At 70.8% G+C, this 21,206-nt stretch carries 19 protein-coding genes; 11 read left to right on the top strand and 8 right to left on the bottom strand.

The window, feature by feature from the left end; translation table 11 throughout:
* Positions 1–63: 63 nt before the first annotated feature.
* A complete protein-coding gene (locus ABD358_RS12090) occupies positions 64–396 on the top strand; it encodes a WXG100 family type VII secretion target (protein ID WP_344630942.1) in 333 nt (110 codons plus the stop codon).
* Between the two features lie 29 nt (positions 397–425).
* Positions 426–713, top strand: coding sequence for a WXG100 family type VII secretion target (locus ABD358_RS12085; RefSeq protein WP_344630941.1), 288 nt, complete (start codon positions 426–428; stop codon positions 711–713).
* An 85-nt stretch (positions 714–798) separates the two neighbouring features.
* Here the strand turns inward: ABD358_RS12085 and ABD358_RS12080 are convergent, their stop codons facing one another.
* The 6 genes from ABD358_RS12080 to eccCa form a co-directional block, all read right to left on the bottom strand.
* Positions 799–1,032, bottom strand: a complete 234-nt coding sequence (locus ABD358_RS12080) for a DUF397 domain-containing protein (protein ID WP_031508379.1) — start codon at positions 1,030–1,032, stop codon at positions 799–801.
* Between the two features lie 335 nt (positions 1,033–1,367).
* Positions 1,368–2,153 carry a hypothetical protein gene (locus ABD358_RS12075; protein WP_344630940.1) on the bottom strand — a complete coding sequence of 262 codons (786 nt, stop codon included), beginning with the start codon at positions 2,151–2,153 and terminating at the stop codon, positions 1,368–1,370.
* A gap of 41 nt (positions 2,154–2,194) precedes the next feature.
* Positions 2,195–2,920: a hypothetical protein gene (locus ABD358_RS12070; protein WP_344630939.1), complete on the bottom strand. Its 726-nt coding sequence runs from the start codon at positions 2,918–2,920 to the stop codon at positions 2,195–2,197.
* A gap of 70 nt (positions 2,921–2,990) precedes the next feature.
* Positions 2,991–4,421 (bottom strand): putative T7SS-secreted protein, encoded by a 1,431-nt coding sequence (locus ABD358_RS12065; protein ID WP_344630938.1) that lies wholly within the window; start codon positions 4,419–4,421, stop codon positions 2,991–2,993.
* Positions 4,418–4,771 carry a type VII secretion target gene (locus ABD358_RS12060; protein ID WP_344630937.1) on the bottom strand — a complete coding sequence of 118 codons (354 nt, stop codon included), beginning with the start codon at positions 4,769–4,771 and terminating at the stop codon, positions 4,418–4,420. Before ABD358_RS12060 ends, ABD358_RS12065 begins: the two co-directional genes overlap by 4 nt.
* A gap of 71 nt (positions 4,772–4,842) precedes the next feature.
* Positions 4,843–8,811, bottom strand: a complete 3,969-nt coding sequence (eccCa, locus tag ABD358_RS12055) for a type VII secretion protein EccCa (protein WP_344630936.1) — start codon at positions 8,809–8,811, stop codon at positions 4,843–4,845.
* Positions 8,812–9,055: 244 nt separating this feature from the next.
* On the opposite strand from eccCa, the gene eccD reads away from it, so the two are divergent.
* From eccD to ABD358_RS12025, 6 genes are all read left to right on the top strand, one after another.
* Positions 9,056–10,531, top strand: coding sequence for a type VII secretion integral membrane protein EccD (gene eccD / locus ABD358_RS12050; RefSeq protein WP_344630935.1), 1,476 nt, complete (start codon positions 9,056–9,058; stop codon positions 10,529–10,531).
* A 214-nt stretch (positions 10,532–10,745) separates the two neighbouring features.
* A complete protein-coding gene (rpsO, locus tag ABD358_RS12045; protein WP_162466452.1) occupies positions 10,746–11,033 on the top strand; it encodes a 30S ribosomal protein S15 in 288 nt (95 codons plus the stop codon).
* Positions 11,034–11,298: 265 nt separating this feature from the next.
* Entirely contained in the window at positions 11,299–13,533 is a 2,235-nt protein-coding gene (locus tag ABD358_RS12040) for a polyribonucleotide nucleotidyltransferase (protein WP_344630934.1), read from the top strand.
* The gene (locus tag ABD358_RS12035) at positions 13,530–14,945 is read left to right on the top strand and encodes a M16 family metallopeptidase (RefSeq protein ID WP_344630933.1); all 1,416 of its coding nucleotides are present in this window, start codon (positions 13,530–13,532) and stop codon (positions 14,943–14,945) included. Before ABD358_RS12040 ends, ABD358_RS12035 begins: the two co-directional genes overlap by 4 nt.
* Positions 14,946–14,979: 34 nt before the next feature.
* Positions 14,980–15,732: a 4-hydroxy-tetrahydrodipicolinate reductase gene (gene dapB / locus ABD358_RS12030; protein ID WP_344630932.1), complete on the top strand. Its 753-nt coding sequence runs from the start codon at positions 14,980–14,982 to the stop codon at positions 15,730–15,732.
* Positions 15,733–15,737: 5 nt separating this feature from the next.
* Positions 15,738–16,208, top strand: a complete 471-nt coding sequence (locus tag ABD358_RS12025) for a hypothetical protein (RefSeq protein WP_344630931.1) — start codon at positions 15,738–15,740, stop codon at positions 16,206–16,208.
* 54 nt (positions 16,209–16,262) lie between these two features.
* Here the strand turns inward: ABD358_RS12025 and ABD358_RS12020 are convergent, their stop codons facing one another.
* Both ABD358_RS12020 and ABD358_RS12015 read right to left on the bottom strand, forming a co-directional pair.
* A complete protein-coding gene (locus ABD358_RS12020; RefSeq protein ID WP_344631092.1) occupies positions 16,263–16,823 on the bottom strand; it encodes a hypothetical protein in 561 nt (186 codons plus the stop codon).
* Between the two features lie 51 nt (positions 16,824–16,874).
* Complete coding sequence (locus tag ABD358_RS12015; protein ID WP_344630930.1) at positions 16,875–17,114, bottom strand: hypothetical protein; 240 nt, start codon at positions 17,112–17,114, stop codon at positions 16,875–16,877.
* Between the two features lie 244 nt (positions 17,115–17,358).
* Here ABD358_RS12015 and thyX point away from each other — a divergent pair, with 244 nt between their 5' ends.
* The 3 genes from thyX (at position 17,359) to ABD358_RS12000 (ending at position 20,913) form a co-directional block, all read left to right on the top strand.
* Positions 17,359–18,051 carry an FAD-dependent thymidylate synthase gene (gene thyX, locus ABD358_RS12010; protein WP_344631091.1) on the top strand — a complete coding sequence of 231 codons (693 nt, stop codon included), beginning with the start codon at positions 17,359–17,361 and terminating at the stop codon, positions 18,049–18,051.
* 168 nt (positions 18,052–18,219) lie between these two features.
* Entirely contained in the window at positions 18,220–19,119 is a 900-nt protein-coding gene (dapA, locus tag ABD358_RS12005; RefSeq protein WP_344630929.1) for a 4-hydroxy-tetrahydrodipicolinate synthase, read from the top strand.
* 108 nt (positions 19,120–19,227) lie between these two features.
* Complete coding sequence (locus ABD358_RS12000; RefSeq protein ID WP_344630928.1) at positions 19,228–20,913, top strand: ribonuclease J; 1,686 nt, start codon at positions 19,228–19,230, stop codon at positions 20,911–20,913.
* The last annotated feature ends 293 nt before the right edge of the window (positions 20,914–21,206 follow it).

Genomic DNA, 21,206 nt, shown 5'->3' with positions numbered 1-21,206 from the left:
GCCTGTGGCACGCCCACGACAGCCACCCCGTAAACGCAGCAACTCACAACCAAGGAGGGCAACATGTCCGGAAACGGCGACTTCCAGTCAAGCGAATCAGATCTCAATGACCTGATCCGCGATGTCCGGAGCATGCAGGAGAAGCTGAAGAGCAAGATCAACAACCTGAACAACGTGGTCGACACGATCGAGGCCGGCTGGAAGGGCGATGCGGCCAGGTCCTACGACCACCTCCAGCGCCAGACGAACGACTACGCCCAGAAGCTGGACCGCCAGCTCCAGCTGATGGAAGAGGCTCTCAGCGCGAGCAAGGACGGGTTCAGCAACAACGAGATCGAGCAGATCCAGAAGTTCAAGACGCTCAGCGCCGGAAGCCCGATCAGCGACTTCGCATAACGGATATCGAGAAGAGAGGAGGAGCGGAAATGACGATCAAGGTCACTTACGCTTTCGTCGAGAACGCCGCGAATGACATCCGCAACGTGGCCAAGGAGCTCGACACCCAGCTCACCGATCTGGAAAGGCGCGTCAACGCCGTGGTCCAGACGTGGGAGGGTGAGACCAAGCAGGTCTACGAGAACAAGCAGCAGCACTGGAACAGGAACGTCAAGGGGCTGAACGACACGCTCGAGGCCATCGCCCGAGCCCTGGACGGCGCGACCGACGGCTACAGGGGCACGGACAAGAAGGCCGCGGCGCAGTTCGACTTCTGAGCCCTCCGGTTCCGCTCCGAACGCTTCAGGCGGGCGCCCGACGCACTGCGCGGGGCGCCCGCCTGCCGTTTCCCGTCGAGGCGGTTCAGGGCTTGAGGTCGAACTCCCCGTCGCGCACGCCCAGGACGAAGGCCCGCCACTCCGCGGCGGTGTAGCGCAGCACGGTGTCGGGGTCCTTGGAATTGCGCATGGCCACGGCCCCGCCCGGCAGATGGGCGATCTCCACCTTCTCGTCCTCCGGGCCGCCCGGAGCGCTCTCCCACACGGCGTCGGAGATGTCCATCGCGTACAGCTCGTCCTTCTCCTGCTGAGTCCCCATCAGCGTTCTCCCCTTCGTGGATGGTGGCGACGGGGGGTGCTCCCACGCCGCACTGTGCGCGGCTCTGCGGCGGCGATGACGATCGGGAATCCCGGCGGAAAGTCCCGCATCCCGGGCCATCGAGCAAGATAACAGCCCGGCGCGGGCCCCGAGCGAAATCGCGGGAGACCCAGGCCAAAGGAGGACGGGCAGGCGCGAAAGCCTGTTCGCCCCATGCACGGTGGGCACCGCTCCGATCCCTTTTCGGTGCGCGCTGCCCGTCTTCCGCCCGCAATGCACGACGCTCCCGGGCACCTGGCTGCCGTGGATCCCCGGCGGCTCCGTGACCGGGTCCGCTAGGAGACGAAGAAGGAGATGGGGCTTGTGCCGGGAGTCTGGGAGAGGGGGTTCGCCATGGGCTGTCCGTACGGCGGGCCGGACACATCCGGGGAGGCGAGGGGACGGGCGACCACCTCCACCGTGTCCACGATCCCGGAGAGCATGTGCACGTACCAGGGGAAGTCGGCCGTCGACGGGGTGCTCAGACTGAACACCAGGAGCCGTGATATCCCGGGCAGGGGGCAGTAGACGTCGATCTGGGCGGTCACGAGCGGCGGCACGGGGGCGGACGGAGCGGGGAGGAGCCCGATGGCCTCCTCCTCCCCGGTGGGCGACAACAGGTTGCCCGAGAAGGAGATGACGACCGGTCCGCAGTCGGCCTCGGTCCGGTGGACCTCCTGAGCGGGATCGTTGGACAGGAACTCCTCCAGGGCCGTGGCGGCCACATGCGCGTCGGCGCTGTCGACCTGTTCGCAGCGTATGACGAGGGAGGCGATGCTCAAGCGGTCGTCGTCGGTGGAGAACAGCCCGATCCCGGCGTACACGGCCTCGTCCCCGGCGGCCACGGAGGAGACCTCCCGGTACCAGGACGCGATGGTGTCGTGCTGTTCCCCGGTACCCCCCGGCCAGATCCGGACGGCGAGCTCGGAGAGGTGGGCCTCACGCCGCTCGTCGTCGTACTCGAGGCCGAGCGAGTGGAATTCCGCCGGTACTTCCCAGTACAGCTCGGGAGCGTCGGGCTCGGGCCAGTCGGGTGGGAGGGACGGTGCGCCGTCCCCCGGGTTCTGCTCGGAGGTGTCCATGATCGATTCTTCTCGCGGGCCGGGAAGGGGAGGGGGCGGGGTCAACTCATCTGGTCGAGGACCGCCTGCGCATAGGCGATGCGCACGTCGAGGCGCTGCTCGTCCCGGCGGTACCTCTCCCTGCGGCAGTCCAGGACGGCCGGTGCGACGGTGAGGCCGGAACGGGGACGCCACACGGTGCGGCGGGGCGGCCCCCAGGTCAGGCCGTCCCAGGCGCCTCCCGATTCCAGGACGGCGACCACGACGCTGACGACCGTGAGGGGGATCCACAGGGGAAGGAAGAGGGTGAACAGCAGCCAGCCCGCCCAGGTGCCGCGGTATCCGACGAAGGACTCCCGCGCGCCTTCCGGCTCGATCGTCCAGGCGCGGCGCAGGCCCAGAGGGGACCTTCCTCCGGCGATGCGGCACAGCGGGCGTCCCAGGGCGTCGTTCACCACGTAGGCCTCCTTCTCCCGCCCTCCGGGGTCCACGGGCCGCACGGAGCACAGGGGGCGCGAGGGGGAGGACTTCGCGAAGAGGGTGAAGGCCGGACGCTTGCCGTCGATCCGGTCGCGGTGCGCCTTGGCGACCTGCTGGAGGATCTGCCGGGGACCGTCGGCCGGCCCGTCGGGGTCAGAGCCGGCCTCTCCGGGAGGCCCGGCCGTGGCGGGTTCGCCGTAGGCGACCCAGGCCCCGGCGGCCCCGGAGGCGTTTCCCTCCTCTTCGCTCACCGACAGCCAGACGCTGTACGGCAGTTTCCTGGCGGCCTCGGCCGTCTCCCTGTCCATGGGAAGCGTGATGCTGAAGTGGGGCACCGGTGTGTCCGATCGTTCATGGGCGTGTACGGCGGCCGTGCCGTCATCTGGTCCCCGCGGCCGGCGGGTCCGGGGTGACGACGTCCGCCACCTTGATACTCCCGGTGAGGAGGTCCCCGCCCATCTGGGGGCCCCGTGACCACCACGACAGCGGATCCAGGGTGCCGTCGGCCCTGATGGCGTCCTCGAGTCCCGGAAGGCTGCGGAGGGGGGTCTTCGTCAGCGCGGTGCCGTAGAGAGTTCCTTTGACGGAGGTCTCCGTCGTCTCCGCCATGTGGGCGGTCCAGGCCAGGTTCACCCTGTTGCCGAAACCCTTCGGGGTGAACTTCGCGACGTCGTCGGCGCCTCCGAGCCGGCTGAACTTCCCCGGGGACAAGGTGAGCTTCGTTCCCGCGGGCGCCGCGTCGGCGACCTTGGTGAAGGTATTGGCTCCCTTGAGCATCAGGTCACCGTGCTTGCCGAACTTCAGGCCGACCTTGACCCCCGTGGACACCCCCTTGACCAGCTTGCCGAAGGGCAGGACTCCGATGCCGTCGAATATCAGGGTGGACGCCTTGATGTCGGCGCCGCCGTACTTCGCCGCGCCGTGGGTGGCCAGCGCTCCCAGGGAGGTGACCCCGCCTGCCAGGGCGAGGGCGCCGGAAAGCGGCGGGAACCAGACGGTGGCCAGGGCCAGGATGCCCAGGGCGGTGGAGGCGATGCTGAGCCAGTCGCCGATTGTCTTGAGCAGGTCGGCGTGCTCCTCGCACCACTCCTGGAACTTGTTGCCGAGCTTCTTGAACGCGTCGGCGACGCTTTCGAAGAAACCGGTGTCCGGGGCGTTGCCGTTGGCCTTCCTGAGCCGGGAGGCGATCCTCCGTGCACAGTCCTGGTGCTCTTCCAGGAGGTCCTCGGCCTTCTTGATGAGGGCCTCCAGCTCCTCCTTGGCCTTCTCGACCTTCCCGGTGGCGGTGTCGAGGGCGTCGCCCGCCCGGCGCAGCCGGTCCGCCGCCGCGTCGTACCGGGCCTGGGCCTTGTTCAGGGCGTCCTGGTCGGTGTAGATCTGCCCGGCGTAGCCCAGCGCGGGGTCGTTAGCGGCGGAGTCGTACGCCGTGACGGCCTTGGAGCGCTCGGCTTCTGCGGCGGTCTGCCGGTCCTTGGCGGCCTTGGCCCTCGCCTCGTAGTCGCGTGCCGTCTCCTGGTACTCGGCGAGTCTGGCGCGCCAGTCCTTCAGGTGCTTCGCGGCCTTGCTCAGCGCGTCGTGGCTGTCGTCGAGGTATTTGGGCAGTTCGCCGACCTTCTTGGAGAACGCCTCGGCGGCCTCGCCCTCCCAGGCGGAGCCCTGTCCTCCGCTCTTGCCGATCTCCACCAGGGTGTCGTGCGCCTTCTTCAGGCCGTCGGCGGTCTTCGACAGTTTTTCCGTCAGGTCGTCTATGCTGCTCAGCTTTCCCGGGGCCGGGTCGAAGCCGATGGTCGGAAAGTCCTCGGCGCTCACGGACGCTCTCCTGACGGCCGGGGCGAGGGCCGGGGCGAGGGCTGGGGCGAGGGCTCCTTCGCGGCCTTCTGGAAGGCTTCCTTGATCGCCTGCTCGGTCGCCGCGTAGTTGTCCTTGGTGGACTTGAGCATGTCCTCGATCGCGTCGGTGCCGTCGGCGATCTTGTCGATGGCGTCGTCCCAGCTGTCGTGGATCTCCTCGCAGGCGTTGTCCAGCGCCTTGCTGCCCGTGCTCTTCGGGCCGATGTCCCGCAGGGCGTTGAGCGCCTTGCGCATCTGGGTCCGGCTGGAGTTCAGCTGTTTCAGCAGGCGGTCGAGCTCCTGCTGCTCGACCGTAAGGCGTCCGCCCATGTTCGCCTCCGCGGGGAGTCGTCGGTTCCGGATCGTCCGGCGGGGAGACCGCGGCCTCCCCGCCGGGGGTGTCAGCGAGCGGGCAGCCAGCCCACCTGCACCAGCGGGTTGCCCCGCCGGCGGGAGACGAAGTAGCCCCGGCCCGGCGGCATGGGACGGGCCCGGACACTGCCGAGGAGCTCGCCCTCGGAGGGATCGCCGGAGAGGATCACGCCCTGGGCGCCGAGCTCCTTCATGCGCTGCATGAACGGCTCGTAGGAGGCCCGGGAGGCGCCGGCGGCGCTGCGGGCGATGATGAAGCAGACGCCGATGTCGCGCGCGAAGGGCAGGTGCTCGGTGAGCATGGCGAGCGGGTTGCCGCTGGAGGTGGAGACCAGCTCGTAGTCGTCGATGATCATGAACATCTTCGGGCCGGCCCACCAGCTCCGGTCGCGCAACTGCTGCGGAGTGACGTCCTCCGGCGGGGTGCGCTTCTCCATCAGGTCCTTCATCGCCGCCATGTGCGTCTCCATGGCGTTGGACATGGCGGCGTAGACGATCAGGTGGGAGTCCGGGATGTTGCTCAGCAGGGAGCGCCGGTAGTCGGCGACGACGATGCGCGCCTCGTCGGGTGTGTAGCGCTCGCAGATCTGCTTGGCCAGCAGCCGCAGCAGCGCGGTCTTGCCGGACTCGCTCTCGCCGAAGACCAGGAAGAAGGGGTCGGTCTCGAAGTCGACGAAGACGGGCTGCAGGGTGTTCTCGTCGATGCCGAAGGCGACACCGTGCTGCGGGTAGTCGCCGCCCTTCGGCAGCCGGTCGGCGGGCAGCTCGCGGGGCAGCAGCCGGACCGGCGGGGCCGACGGCCCCCGCCAGGCCTGCGCCACCGCGCGGTTCAGCGCGGCGGTGGCGTCGGACAGCTCCTCGTCGGAGGAGACGCCGTCGATGCGGGGGACCGCGGTCATGAAGTGGAGCTTCTCCGGGGTCTGGCCGCGGCCGGGGACGCCGGCCGGGACGTTCGCGGCGACCTTGCGGTCGAACTCCGAGTCCATGGTGTCGCCGAGCCGCAGCTCCAGCCGGTTCAGCAGCTGGTCCTTGAGCGCCGGGCGCACCTCCATGTAGCGGGAGGCCGCCACGACGACGTGGACGCCGTAGCCCAGACCGCGGGAGGCGATGTCGGTGACGACGGCCTCCAGCATGTCGTACTCCTGCCGGAACGCGCCCCAGCCGTCGACGACCAGGAAGACGTCTCCCCAGGGCTGGTCGGTGATCTCCCCGCGCGCCCGGCGGCGCCGGAAGGTGGCGATGGAGTCGATGCCGTTCGCGCGGAAGTACTCCTCGCGCTGGTTGAGCACCCCGGCGACCTCCGCCACCGTCCGCCGGATCCGCTCGGGGTCGAGGCGGGAGGCGACGCCGCCCACGTGCGGCAGGTCCGCCACGGCCGACATGCCGCCGCCGCCGAAGTCCAGCCCGTAGAACTGGACCTCCTGCGGGGTGTGGGTGAGGGCGAAGGACGTGATCAGGGTGCGCAGCAGGGTCGACTTGCCGGACTGGGGGCCGCCCACGACCAGCATGTGGCCCGCGGCGCCGGAGAAGTCGCGCAGCAGGGTCTCGCGCCGCTGCTCGTACGGCTTGTCCACCAGCCCCAGGGGCACCACCAGCCGGCCCGCGTGGGGGTAGTCGGGCTGGGTCAGGCCGCGGCCCTCGACGACCGCCAGGCCGGGCAGCAGCTCGTCCAGCGGCGGAGCCTGGTCCAGCGGCGGCAGCCAGACCTGGTGGGCCGCGGGGCCCTGGTTCTCCAGCCGGCGCACGATGACGTCCAGGACGGTGTCCGCCAGCGCGTCGTCGTCCTCCGGGGCGGCGGGCGACGGAGCCGCGGGGACGGGGGCGGCCTGCCGTACCGGCACCGGCACCGGCGCGGCGGTGAAGAGCACCGGCCGGCGGTCCGCCGGCAGCGGCCCGGCGGGGGCGTCCTCGCCGGAGGAGTTCGAGCGGTAGACCCCCGAGACGTAGGCGGCCTTGAAGCGGACCATCTCGTCGGTGCCGAACTTCAGGTAGCCGGACCCGGGCACCGACGGCAGGTGGTAGGCGTCCGGCACGCCCAGCGCGGCACGGGACTCGGCGGCGGAGAAGGTGCGCAGACCGATCCGGTACGACAGGTACGTCTCCAGGCCGCGCAGCCGGCCCTCCTCCAGGCGCTGCGAGGCCAGCAGCAGGTGCACGCCCAGCGAACGGCCGATGCGGCCGATCTGGATGAACATGTCGATGAAGTCGGGCTTGGCCGTCAGCAGCTCGCTGAACTCGTCGATGACCAGGACCAGCGAGGGGAGCGGAACCAGGGGGGCGCCCGCCGCGCGCGCCCGCTCGTAGTCGTGGATGTTGGCGTAGTTGCCCGCGTCGCGCAGCAGTTCCTGGCGGCGGTTGAGCTCGCCGCGGATCGAGTCGCCCATGCGGTCGACCAGGGAGAGGTCGTCGGCCAGGTTGGTGATGACGGCCGCCACATGCGGCATCTGGGCCATGCCGGCGAAGGTGGCGCCGCCCTTGAAGTCCGCCAGGACGAAGTTCAGCGTCTCCGAGGAGTGCGTGACCGCCAGGCCCAGGACCAGGGTGCGCAGCAGCTCCGACTTGCCGGACCCGGTCGCGCCGACGCACAGGCCGTGCGGGCCCATGCCGTCCTGCGCGGCCTCCTTCAGGTCCAGCATGACCGGCTGGCCGTCCTCGCCCACGCCGATGGGGACGCGCAGCCGCTCGGCCGTCGACCGCGGCCGCCAGGTGCGCCGCACGTCGACGGAGGCGGCGTCGCCCAGGTTCAGCAGATCGGTGAACTCCAGGTTCGCCAGCAGCGGTTCGTCGTCGCCGCCGCCCGAGCCCATCCGCAGCGGGGCGAGCTGCCGGGCCAGCGCCTCGGCGGCCTCCGGGGAGAGGAAGTCGGGCCGTCCCTCGTACACCGCGCCGTGCGCCGACTCCAGCCGCAGCCGGTCGGGCCGCACGACCACCGACAGGCCGCCGCGCGGGCTGCCGATGTCGCCGGGCACCACCTCGACGACCGTGACGCCCTGCAGGCCCTCCGCGGAGGCCAGCACCGACGTCGGGGGCACCGTCGCGCCGCCGTCCAGCACGACCAGCACGTGCGGCTGGTCCAGCACGGGCTGCCCGCCGGAGTTGAAGCGCGGCCGGCCCTCCAGCCGGGACCCCAGCAGGGTCTCCAGCTCCGTCACGCCGGCCGTTATCAGCCGCCGGCTGCCCGCACCGTCCGTGGCGCCGGGGGCCTGGACGTGCGGGAGCCACTTGGCCCACTCCCAGCGCTCCAGCGCGTCGTGCCCGGTCACGACCCCGACCACCAGGTCGTCGGGGGAGTGGAGGGAGACCAGCGAGGCCACCATCGCGCGGACGCCGCCGTGCACCGAGTCGGGGTCGCCGCTCACGGTGATGTGGTAGAAGGCGCGCAGCGACACGGCCATCGGCAGCCCGTCGACGGTGCTGTGCGTCCTGATGAACTGGTGCATCGCCCCGGCCGTCAGCGGCTCCAGTTCGTCCACGGGGGCCGTCTCCGGCGCCACCAGCGGCGTCGCGAGCCGCTGCGTCCCCAGACCGACGCGCACGTGGACGAAGTCGTCGTCCCCGGCGCGGCGCTCCCACACCCGGCTGCCCTCGGCGACCAGGGCCCACAGCTGCTCCGGCGCGGGGTGGAGGTAGAACTGGGCGTCGCGCTGCAGACCGGCCGTCCTGCGGACCTTGCGCCGGGTCTGCGCGAGGTACTTGAGGTAGTCCCGGCGCATCTGCGCCATCTCCCCCTGCGTGCCCCGGCGGAAGCGCACGATGGTGGCGATGAGCATCGCGACGGTGGACGCGATCATGATCATGCCCATGATGCGCATGAACGGCGCGGGCGACAGGAAGAAGAACACGACCGATCCGCCCATGCCGAGCATCGGCAGGAGCTGGAACAGCACCCCTTCCTGCTGCCCGCGCGGCAGTTCGGGCGGGGGCTCGAGCCGCAGATCCTCGCTGGGCACGCTGGGTGGCAGAACCCGTGGCGGACGCTTGACGACGATCTGACTCACGGCGCATCAATCCCTCGGGCAGACGGGACAGTTCCTGCCGACGCCCCCATGGCGACGGACGCCGTCCGCGCGGGGCGATCCTACTGGGACTGCCGGACCACCGAGGGCGGTAGGGTGTCGCGCGACAATGCGCAGCAGCGAACGAACAGCCGCCGGTGGAGAACCGCGGGAGATCGCGGGGGGCCCTGTGAACGGCCCGTGCGCACTGTGGAGCCAGTGAGCAGCCCATGAGGGGGATCTCAAGGTGAGTACGACTGCACCGGCAGCCGCCACCGGCTTCTGCCGGGTCACCATCGTCGCGCCCGACAGCCGCATCGACGTGGCCCTCCCCGAGGACATCCCGGTCGCGGACCTGTATCCCGAGATCCTCCGACTCAGCGGCCAGACGCCCGCGGAGGGCGCCCCCGTCGGCTACCACCTGGTGCGCCGCGACGGCAGCGTGCTCGACAGCGCCCGCTCCTTCGCCGCGCAGCGCGTCCTGGACGGGGAGGTCCTGAGCCTCCGGCCGTTCGCCGAGTCGCTGCCCCCGGCCGTCTTCGACGACGTCTCCGACGCGGTGGCCTCCGCGGTGAGCCGGGACCGCAAGCTGTGGAGCGACGACCTGATGCGGGCCGCCGGGCTGGTCGGCGGCGTGGTGCTGCTGGCGCTCATGGCCTTCGTGCTGTGGTTCGCCGACCCGGTCCGCCACGACATGCACGGCCTGCCGGGCGTCCTCGCCGCCGTGACCGGAGTGCTGCTGATCGGCTTCGCGGCGGTGCGGGCACGGGTGTACGACGACCGCCCCTCCGCGGTCGCCCTCGGGCTCGCCTCCCTGCCGCACGTGATGATCGCGGGATCCGGGCTGCTGCCGCTGGAGGAGGGAGGCGGTGTCGGCAGGCTGCAGTTCCTGCTGGGATGCGTGGCCGTCCTGGTCGCCTCCGCCGCCCTGATCGCCGTCACGCCCAGCGGCGACGGCCCGTTCGTCGCAGCCGCCTTCGCCGCGACCGTCGGCACCCTGGTCACCTTCGTCGCCGTCCTGACCGACATCCGTCCGGTGGAGACCGCGGCCCTGTGCGTTCCGGTGGCGGTCGGGGCCATCGCGTTCCTGCCGGGACTGTCCTCCCGCTTCGCCCGGCTCCCCATCGGCTACAACGCGCCGCGGTCCGGCGCCATGCGGTACGACGAGGATCCCGACGCCGCCCCCGACACCGACGGCCCCGTCGACGCGGACCGCATCGCCGCGCAGGCCCGCCGCGGTCACGAGATGCTCCTCGGCCTCGTCGGCGGATGCGCGGCCGTCGTCGTCGGCGCGGCCGCGGTCCTGGGGTTCTCCGACTCCGGCTGGGGCCAGCTCCTCGCCCTCGCCGCCGGACTGGGCATGCTGATGCGCGCCCGGCTCTTCCGCTACACCGTCCAGGTCGCCTGCGCGCTCGCCGCGGGCCTGGCCGCCCTCGCCCTCCTCGCCCTCGGCCTGGCCCTCAACCCGCCGGCCGACCTGCTGCGGAAGCTGCTCATGGGAGACGACGGCGCCCTCGACCTGCGGACGATCTGGCTGTCCGCCGCCCTGGCCGCCGCTGCGGCCCTGATCACGGCCATCGGACTGGTGGTGCCCAGGCGCGGTGTCACCCCCTTCTGGGGGCGCTTCCTGGACATCGCCGAGAGCGCCGTCCTGCTGTCGCTGGTCCCGCTCTGCCTGGCCGTGCTGGACCTCTACACCGCCGCCCGGAGCATGACGGGCTGAGCGGCGGCCGCCGGTCCCCGGCGGGACGGATGACCGGCGGTGAACGTCCCGTCGCGCGACTGGTAGGCTGATGGGCGGCCGTTTGCGTACGCGTCTTCCGGAGTGCCTGGAGACTGCGCCCAGCGGACCCCGCCTCCCGAGTCGTGAAAGATCCCCTGCACAGCGGGCCAGGGGCACTCGGTGGCCTCGACGAGAAGAATCCAAGGAGTATCGCGTGTCGCTCGACGCCGCTACGAAGAAGCAGATCATGGCCGAGTTCGCCACCAAGGAGGGCGACACCGGCTCCCCCGAGGTCCAGGTCGCGCTGCTCACCCGCCGCATCTCGGACCTCACCGAGCACCTGAAGACCCACAAGCACGACCACCACTCCCGCCGGGGTCTGCTGCTCCTGGTCGGCCAGCGCCGCCGCCTGCTGCAGTACCTGGCGAAGAAGGACATCCAGCGCTTCCGCGCCCTGGTCGAGCGTCTGGGCATCCGCCGCGGCGCCGCGGGCGCCCGGTAGCACCCGTCGAAGGGAGCGGTTCCCACCGTGGGGACCGCTCCCTTCGCCGTACTCACCGGGACTCACGGTGAGTGAAAGCTTTGTAGTCTGGTTACACAACGACATAGAGAACGAGGCGGGGCGCCTTCACGCCGCCGGTCCTCGGTAGTGGCTCCCGGGCACTCAGCCCCGGGAGCTTCGATCGAAGACCGGCCCGCACGGGAAGACGCTCCACCGCCACCGTCCTCGCCACAGGGGCGAGGACGCAGACGAGGAGAATTTCCTGGTGGAGAACGAGACCCACTACGCCGAAGCCGTCATCGACAACGGTTCCTTCGGCACCCGCACCATCCGCTTCGAGACGGGCCGGCTCGCCCGCCAGGCCGCCGGCTCCGCCGTGGCCTACCTGGACGACGACACCATGGTGCTGTCGGCCACCACCGCCTCGAAGCAGCCGAAGGAGCAGCTGGACTTCTTCCCCCTGACCGTAGACGTCGAGGAGCGGATGTACGCCGCCGGGAAGGTCCCCGGCTCCTTCTTCCGCCGCGAGGGGCGCCCGAGCGAGGACGCGATCCTCACCTGCCGCCTGATCGACCGGCCGCTGCGCCCGTCCTTCCAGAAGGGCCTGCGCAACGAGATCCAGATCATCGAGACGGTCATGGCGCTCAACCCCGAGCACCTGTACGACGTCGTGGCGATCAACGCCGCCTCCTGCTCCACGCAGCTGGCGGGCCTGCCCTTCTCGGGCCCGATCGGCGGCACCCGCGTCGCCCTGATCCGCGGCCAGTGGGTGGCCTTCCCCACCCACTCCGAGCTGGAGGAGGCCGTCTTCGACATGGTCGTCGCCGGCCGCGTCCTCCCCGACGGCGACGTGGCGATCATGATGGTCGAGGCCGAGGCCACCGAGAAGACCGTCGAACTGGTCAAGGGCGGGGCCCAGGCCCCGACCGAGGAGGTCGTCGCCGCCGGTCTGGAGGCCGCCAAGCCCTTCATCAAGACCCTGTGCAAGGCCCAGTCCGACCTCGCCGCCAAGGCCGCCAAGCCCACCGCCGAGTTCCCGATCTTCCTGGACTACCAGGACGACGTGTACGAGGCGCTGAGCGAGGCCGTCCGCGACGAGCTGGCCCAGGCGCTCACCATCGCCGCCAAGCAGGAGCGCGAGGCCGAGCTGGACCGCGTCAAGGCGCTGGCCGCCGAGAAGCTGCTGCCGCAGTTCGAGGGCCGCGAGAAGGAGATCTCGGCGGCGTACCGCTCGCTGACCAAGTCCCTGGTCCGCGAGCGCGTCATCAAGGAGAAGAAGCGCATCGACGGCCGCGGGCTCACCGAGATCCGCACCCTGGCCGCCGAGGTCGAGGCGATCCCGCGGGTGCACGGCTCGGCGCTCTTCGAGCGCGGCGAGACCCAGATCCTGGGCGTCACCACCCTCAACATGCTCCGCATGGAGCAGCAGCTCGACACCCTCTCCCCGGTGACGCGCAAGCGCTACATGCACCACTACAACTTCCCGCCCTACTCCACCGGTGAGACCGGCCGCGTCGGCTCCCCCAAGCGCCGCGAGATCGGCCACGGCGCCCTGGCCGAGCGGGCGATCGTCCCGGTGCTGCCCTCGCGCGAGGAGTTCCCGTACGCCATCCGCCAGGTCTCCGAGGCGCTGGGCTCCAACGGCTCGACGTCCATGGGGTCGGTCTGCGCCTCCACCATGTCGCTGCTGAACGCCGGTGTGCCGCTCAAGGCCCCCGTCGCCGGCATCGCCATGGGCCTGATCTCCCAGGAGATCGAGGGCGAGACCCACTACGTCACCCTCACCGACATCCTCGGTGCGGAGGACGCCTTCGGCGACATGGACTTCAAGGTCGCCGGCACCCGTGACTTCGTCACCGCCCTCCAGCTCGACACCAAGCTGGACGGCATCCCGGCCTCCGTGCTGGCCGCGGCCCTCAAGCAGGCCCGCGACGCCCGTCTGCACATCCTCGACGTGATGATGGAGGCCATCGACCGGCCGGACGAGATGTCCCCGAACGCGCCGCGGATCATCACCGTGAAGATCCCGGTGGACAAGATCGGCGAGGTCATCGGCCCCAAGGGCAAGATGATCAACCAGATCCAGGAGGACACCGGCGCCGACATCACCATCGAGGACGACGGCACCATCTACATCGGCGCCGCCGACGGGCCGGCGGCCGAGGCGGCCCGCGCCGCCATCAACGCCATCGCCAACCCGACGATGCCGGAGGTCGGCGAGCGCTACCTGGGCACGGTCGTGAAGACCACCACGTTCGGCGCCTTCGTCTCCCTCCTCCCCGGCAAGGACGGCCTGCTGCACATCTCGCAGATCCGCAAGCTCGCCGGCGGCAAGCGCGTGGAGAACGTCGAGGACGTGCTCGGGGTCGGCCAGAAGGTCCAGGTCGAGATCGCCGAGATCGACCAGCGCGGCAAGCTGTCGCTGATCCCGGTCCTGGACGAGGAAGGCGGCGAGGAGAGCGCCGAGAAGACCGACACGAAGGACGCTGCGACCAAGTGACGCGCACGCCCCGTACGACGGCCCGCCCCACCGCCGCGGTGGGGCGGGCCGTCGCCCATCACCGGAAGCCCTCCCACCCGCTCGCCCGGCGGTCGGCCGCAGCCTCCCCGGGGGGCGGGAACGGCGCGGGCACCGTCCGCAAGACCGTCCTCCCCGGCGGCCTGCGGGTCGTCACGGAGTCCGTGCCGACCGTCCGCTCCGCGACCTTCGGGATCTGGGTGCGGGTCGGTTCCCGCGACGAGACGCCCTCGCTCAACGGCGCCACCCACTACCTGGAGCACCTGCTCTTCAAGGGCACCAGGCGGCGCAGCGCCCTGGACATCTCCGCGGAGATCGACGCGGTCGGCGGTGAGATGAACGCCTTCACCGCGAAGGAGTTCACCTGCTACTACGCCAGGGTCCTGGACACCGACCTGCCGCTGGCGATCGACGTCGTCTGCGACATGCTCACCGGCTCGCTGATCCGCTCCGAGGACGTCGAGGCCGAGCGCGGCGTCGTCCTCGAGGAGATCGCCATGACCGAGGACGACCCGGGCGACTGCGTCCACGACCTGTTCGCGAAGACCATGCTGGGGGACACCCCGCTGGGCCGCCCGGTGCTGGGCACGAACGAGACGATCAACGCCCTCACCCGCGACCGCATCGCCCGCTTCTACCGCCGCCACTACGACCCGACCCACCTGGTCGTCGCGGCCGCGGGCAACCTCGACCACGACACGGTCGTCCGCCAGGTGCGGGAGGCGTTCGAGAGGGCCGGCGCGCTGAAGGACGCCGACGCCGAACCCGTCGGTCCCCGCACCGGCTCGCGCCGCATCCGCACCGCGGGCCGCGTCGACCTGCTGGACCGCGGCACCGAACAGGCCCACATGGTCCTGGGCATGCCCGGCCTGTCCCGCATGGACGAGCGCCGGTGGGCGCTCGGGGTGCTCAGCGCGGCCCTGGGCGGCGGCATGAGCTCGCGCCTGTTCCAGGAGGTCCGCGAGAAGCGCGGCCTGGCCTACAGCGTGTACTCCTACACCTCCGGCTTCGCCGACTGCGGCCTGTTCGGCGTGTACGTCGGCTGCCGCCCGAACCTGGTCCACGACGTGCTGAAGATCTGCCGCGACGAGCTCGGACACGTCGCCGAGCACGGTCTGGGCGACGAGGAGCTGCGGCGCGCCGTCGGGCAGCTCTCCGGATCGACGGTCCTGGGCATGGAGGACACCGGCGCGCTGATGAACCACATCGGCAAGGGCGAGCTGTGCTGGGGCGAGCAGTTGTCGGTCGACGACATGCTCGCGAAGATCTCCTCCGTCACCCCGGACGACGTGCGCTCGGTGGCCCGCGAGATCCTGGGGCAGAGGCCCTCGCTGTCGGTCATCGGGCCGCTGACCGACCGGCAGAGCGCCCGGCTGGACGAAGCCGTCGCCTGATCCGATCCCACGTACCCGTGAAGGAAACACGCACATGAGCAAGCTCCGCGTAGCAGTCCTCGGCGCCAAGGGCCGGATCGGCTCCGAGGCCGCACGCGCCGTGGAGGGCGCCGACGACCTGGAACTCGTCGCGGCCCTGGACAAGGACGACGAGCTGGAGAAGCTCACCGAGGCGGGGGCCCAGGTCGCGGTCGACCTGACCCACCCCGACTCGGTGATGGGAAACCTGGAGTACTGCGTCGGCCACGGCATCCACGGCGTCGTCGGAACCACCGGCTGGACCGAGGAGCGGTTCGGCCGGCTCCGCGGCTGGCTGGAGGCGTCCCCGGGCACCGGCGTGCTGGTCGCGCCGAACTTCTCCATCGGCGCCGTCCTCACCATGCGCTTCGCGCAGCAGGCCGCCCGCTTCTTCGAGTCCGTCGAGGTCGTCGAGCTGCACCACCCCAACAAGGCCGACGCGCCCTCCGGCACCGCCACCCGCACCGCCCAGCTCATCGCCGCCGCGCGGGCCGAGGCGGGCTGCCCGCCGCAGCCGGACGCCACCACCTCCGCCCTCGACGGCGCCCGCGGCGCGGACGTGGACGGGGTGCCGGTGCACGCGGTGCGGCTGCGCGGGCTGCTGGCACACCAGGAGGTGCTGTTCGGCGACACCGGGGAGACCCTCACCATCCGCCACGACTCGCTGCACCACAGCTCCTTCATGCCGGGCATCCTGCTGGGCGTACGGCGCGTGGTCGACGCGCCCGGCCTGACCGTGGGGCTGGAGCACTTCCTGGACCTGGACTGAGGACCATGGGCGGAAAGATCACCTACGCCTTCCTCTCCACGGCGCTGATCGTCGTCTTCGCCGTGGTGGTCCTCCAGGGCGTGCTGCTGCTGAGGACGGGCGAGCCCGCCGCGATGGGGATGGGAGCGGTGGCCTTCGTGCTGCCGTGCGTCGGCGCCTGGTTCCTGTGGCACAACACCCGGTTCGCCCGGAACGCGAACCGCCTGGCGAGGGAGCTGGAGGCCGAGGGCGGACTGCCGGAGGAGGATGCCTCCAGGACCCCGGGCGGGCGCATCGACCGCGCGGCGGCCGACGAGATCTTCGCCCGGCGCAAGCGCGAGGCCGAGGCCTCGCCGGACGACTGGCGCTGCTGGTTCAGGCTGGCCGTCGCCTACCACGACGCCCGCGACACTCCGCGCGCCCGCAAGGCCATGCAGCGGGCCATCGCCCTCCACGACGGCGGGTCCGCCCCGGACGGGCGGAAGACGGCGGCCTGACCGTCCAACCCGCACAGGGCTTCTTCCCCGGCGCCCGGCACCGGGGAAGAAGCCCTACGGGTGCTGCGGGTGGCGGTGCTCCGCGGCCCAGGCCTCCAGCACGTCGGCGGCGCGGTCGAAGGCGTCGGGCCGCGCCAGGAAGTCGGCGTTGTGGTCGGTGAACACCGTCCGCAGGGCCTCCCGGCCGCGCGGCTCGACGAGCAATGCCTGCCCCTGCACGGTGCGCGGAGTGCCGAGCCACTTCACCGGCTGCTGCGCCGTCCGTACCGCGGCCACGTCCTGCCAGGCCAGTGTCGTCGTCGTGAACAGGCCCACCTGCCGTATCCCGCGGGAGCTGACCCACACTCCCGCGCGCAGCAGACGCAGCGCGTACGCGATCACCAGGGCGGCCCCCGCCAGGCACACGAGCGCTTCCACGAGGGTGCCGGCCATGGCGATGATCAGGGTGGACATCAGCATGTACGAGGCGAGCAGCAACAGCAGCGCCGCTCCGCCCACCCTCCAGGGGCCGGGGCGGTAGGGGCGCCGCCACCGCTCGCGTTCCTCGTACGGCAGGGGCGTGTCCGACGGCGCGGTGTCCAGCCCGTCGTCGGCTGTCAGGAAGTGCAGGGGCACGGGATCCTCGCTCACGGGCGCGGTCGGTGGGGCCTGTGAGCGAGGAGATTATCAGCGGCTCTCGGCGGTGGCGGGCCGGTCCGGCCCGCCACCGCGGGAATCCGGCGTCTCCAGGGCGGGTATCCCGAGCAGCAGGGAGCCGACGAGCCCGGCGATCACGACCAGTCCCAGCAGCACGCCGCCCAGCGTCTCGGAGGGCGTCCGGCGCCGGCGAGGGGGAGCGACGGTGCTGTGGAAGTGCCCGGATTCGGCGGCGGAGGCGAAGCTCGGGAACTCTTCGCGGCGGTCCATGTGCGGCTGCTCCTTCGGTGACGGTCTGCGCTCTCACGGATGGAACGTCCGTTCGTCCGGTGAAGTGCCCGGTTTCGGGTGCTTGCGGCGGAACGCCGGCGGTCGTGCGGCCGCCCGGGGGCCGACACCGCGTGCCGGGAGCGAGTCGCCGCCGCCATAGGCTGTGCACCGCTCCAGAACCGATGTGACACGACTGGAAGGAACCCCGGTGTCCGACGCTCCCGACCTCCGCTTCCGCAGCGACATGACCGTCGAGCTGGTCAAACACTCCGCCGCCGACACCGACGTGCTGTGGGCGGCGCGGGTCTCCACCGCGGGCGAGCAGTCGCTGGACGAACTGGAGAAAGACCCGGAGCGCTCCAAGGGCTTGATCAACTTCCTGATGCGCGACCGGCACGGCAGCCCGTTCGAGCACAACTCGATGACCTTCTTCATCAGTGCGCCGATCTTCGTCTTCCGCGAGTTCCACCGCCACCGGGTGGGGTGGAGCTACAACGAGGAGTCCGGCCGCTACCGCGAGCTGGAGCCCGTCTTCTACGTCCCGGACGCCTCCCGCAAGCTGGTGCAGGAAGGGCGCCCGGGCAAGTACCGGTTCGTCGAGGGCACCCCGGAGCAGCACCGGAGCGTCACCGAGACCCTGGAGTTCTCGTACCGGCGTTCGTACGAGGCGTACCGGGAGATGCTGGAGGCCGGCATCGCCCGCGAGGTGGCGCGCGCCGCTCTTCCGGTCGGCCTGTACTCCTCGATGTACGCCACCTGCAACGCGCGCTCGCTGATGCACTTCCTGGGGCTGCGCACCCGTCACGAGTCGGCGAAGGTGCCCTCCTTCCCGCAGCGGGAGATCGAGATGGTCGCCGAGAAGATGGAGGCGCACTGGGCGAGGCTCATGCCCCTCACCCATGAGGCCTTCAACGCCAACGGACGAGTCGCCCCGTAGGGCCGGGGGGGCAATCCAGGGTTGTCCGGATTGCGACTTTCGCGGGCATTCGTCTAGGCTCATTCCACGGACCCGGCACTGTCTGAACCCCCGAGCGGACAGTGTCGGGCTCCACAACCGGCCTCCCGAGGGAGCATCGCACCGCAGCCTGCGAGTAGCGTGGGACCCATGGCTCCGACCTCCACACCGCAGACGCCCTTCGGGCGGGTCCTGACCGCGATGGTCACGCCGTTCACCGCGGACGGCGACCTCGACCTCGACGGCGCGCAGCAGCTCGCCGCCCACCTGGTGGACGCCGGCAACGACGGTCTCATCGTCAACGGCACCACCGGTGAGTCCCCGACCACCAGCGACGAGGAGAAAAGCCTGCTCGTGCGCGCCGTGGTCGAGGCGGTCGGGGACCGGGCCCACATCGTCGCGGGAGCCGGTACCAACGACACCCGGCACAGTGTGGAGCTGGCCCGCGCGGCCGAACGGGCGGGAGCCCACGGCCTGCTGGCCGTCACGCCGTACTACAGCAAGCCCCCGCAGGAGGGCCTGTACCGGCACTTCACCGCCATCGCCGACGCCACCGACCTGCCGGTCATGCTCTACGACATTCCCGGCCGCAGCGGGGTGCCGATCAACACCGAGACCATCGTCCGGCTGGCCGAGCACCCGCGGATCGTCGCCAACAAGGACGCCAAGGGCGACCTGGGCCGTGCGAGCTGGGCCATCGCCACCAGCGGGCTCGCCTGGTACAGCGGGGACGACATGCTCAACCTCCCGCTGCTGTCCGTGGGCGCCGTCGGCTTCGTGTCGGTGGTCGGCCACGTCGTCGCCCCCGAACTGCGCGCGATGCTGGACGCACACCTGAGCGGTGACGTCACCAAGGCGACGGAGATCCACCAGAAGCTGCTGCCGGTCTTCACGGGCATGTTCCGCACCCAGGGCGTGATCACCACCAAGGCCGCCCTCGCCCTCCAGGGCCTGCCCGCGGGACCGCTGCGCCTGCCGCTCGTCGAGCTGTCCCCGGAGGAGACCGAACAGCTCAAGCGCGATCTCGCCGCCGGCGGGGTACAGCTCTGAGACACGGACTTCACAACTACATACGGACCGAAAACAACTGCAAGTGCACGACGATCGCGCGCCACGTGCCCCGCGGGGGCGCGTGGCGCGCGTGGTGAGGAGAGTCTTTTGAGTCATCCGCATCCCGAACTCGGCCCGCCCCCGCCGCTCCCCGAGGGAGGCCTGCGGGTCACCCCGCTCGGCGGCCTGGGCGAGATCGGCCGCAACATGACCGTCTTCGAGTACGGCGGCCGGCTGCTCATCGTCGACTGCGGCGTCCTCTTCCCCGAGGAGGAACAGCCCGGCGTGGACCTGATCCTGCCGGACTTCAGCTACGTGCGGGACCGGCTGGACGACATCGACGGCATCGTCCTGACCCACGGTCACGAGGACCACATCGGCGGTGTCCCCTTCCTCCTGAGGGAGAAGCCCGACATCCCGCTGATCGGCTCCAAGCTCACACTGGCCCTGATCGAGGCCAAGCTCCAGGAGCACCGCATCCGGCCGTACACCCTTGAGGTGGCCGAGGGAAACCGCGAGCGCGTCGGCCCCTTCGACTGCGAGTTCGTGGCCGTCAACCACTCCATCCCGGACGCGCTGGCGGTCGCCATCCGCACCCCGGCGGGCATGGTCGTGCACACCGGCGACTTCAAGATGGACCAGCTCCCGCTGGACCGCCGCCTCACCGACCTGCCCACCTTCGCGCGTCTGGGCGAGGAGGGCATCGACCTGCTGCTGTCCGACTCGACCAACGCCGAGGTGCCCGGCTTCACCCCGCACGAGCGCGACATCTCCCAGGTGCTGCGCCAGGTGTTCGCGGGAGCGCAGAAGCGGATCATCGTGGCGAGCTTCGCCAGCCACGTCCACCGCATCCAGCAGATCCTCGACGCCGCCCACGAGTACGGCCGCCGTGTCGCGTTCGTCGGCCGTTCGATGGTGCGCAACATGGGCATCGCCCGTGACCTGGGCTACCTCAGGGTGCCCTCCGGGCTGGTCGTGGACGTCAGGGCCCTGGACGACCTGCCGGACGACGAGGTGGTGCTCGTCTGCACCGGATCGCAGGGCGAGCCGATGGCGGCGCTGTCGCGCATGGCCAACCGCGACCACCAGATCCGCATCGTCCCGGGCGACACGGTGATCCTCGCCTCCTCCCTGATCCCGGGGAACGAGAACGCGGTCTACCGGGTGATCAACGGCCTGACCCGGTGGGGCGCCAACGTCGTCCACAAGGGCAACGCCAAGGTCCACGTCTCGGGACACGCCTCGGCGGGCGAGCTGCTGTACTTCTACAACATCTGCCGGCCGAAGAACCTGATGCCCGTCCACGGCGAGTGGCGCCACCTGCGCGCCAACGCGGAGCTGGGCGCGCTGACGGGGGTGCCCAAGGATCACATCGTCATCGCGGAGGACGGCGTGGTGGTCGACCTGGTCGACGGCAGGGCCAAGATCGTCGGCAAGGTGCAGGCGGGATACGTCTACGTCGACGGCCTCTCGGTCGGGGACGTCACCGAGAGCTCGCTGAAGGACCGCCGCATCCTGGGCGAGGAGGGCATCATCTCGGTCTTCCTGGTGGTGGACAGCAGCACCGGCAAGATCACAGGTGGCCCGTACATCCAGGCCCGGGGGTCCGGCATCGACGACAGCGACTTCGAGTCGGTGATCCCCAAGATCGACGAGGCGCTGTCCAAGGCGGCCCAGGACGGCGTCTCCGAGCCCCACCAACTGCAGCAGCTCATCCGCCGGGCGGTGGGCCGGTGGGTGTCGGACAACTACCGCCGCCGCCCCATGATCCTGCCTGTGGTCGTGGAGGTCTGAGCCCTGCCGGAGGCGGGGCGCGCGGATTTGCATCCGGGCGCCCCGCTCCAGTACGTTTGAGGAACCGCCGAGGGGGGAACCGGAAGCAGTCCTGCTCCGGTACCCTTGGAAGCCAGAAGCGGTGAACGGCCCGGAAACGGACCGCAAACGCCTCTGGTAAGGTGGAAAAAACCGAAGGGAAGCGCCCGGAGGAGCTCCGGAAGGGGCGCCGAAGGAAGCGTCCGTTCCTTGAGAACTCAACAGCGTGCCAAAAGTCAACGCCAGATATGTTGATGCCCCGTCCCGAACCCGCC

Origin of the sequence: Streptomyces glaucosporus (assembly GCF_039533345.1) — a bacterium.
GTDB classification, from domain to species: domain Bacteria; phylum Actinomycetota; class Actinomycetes; order Streptomycetales; family Streptomycetaceae; genus Streptomyces; species Streptomyces glaucosporus.
Note: the sequence above shows the minus strand (reverse complement) of the source record. Positions and strands in the feature narration are given on the sequence as shown.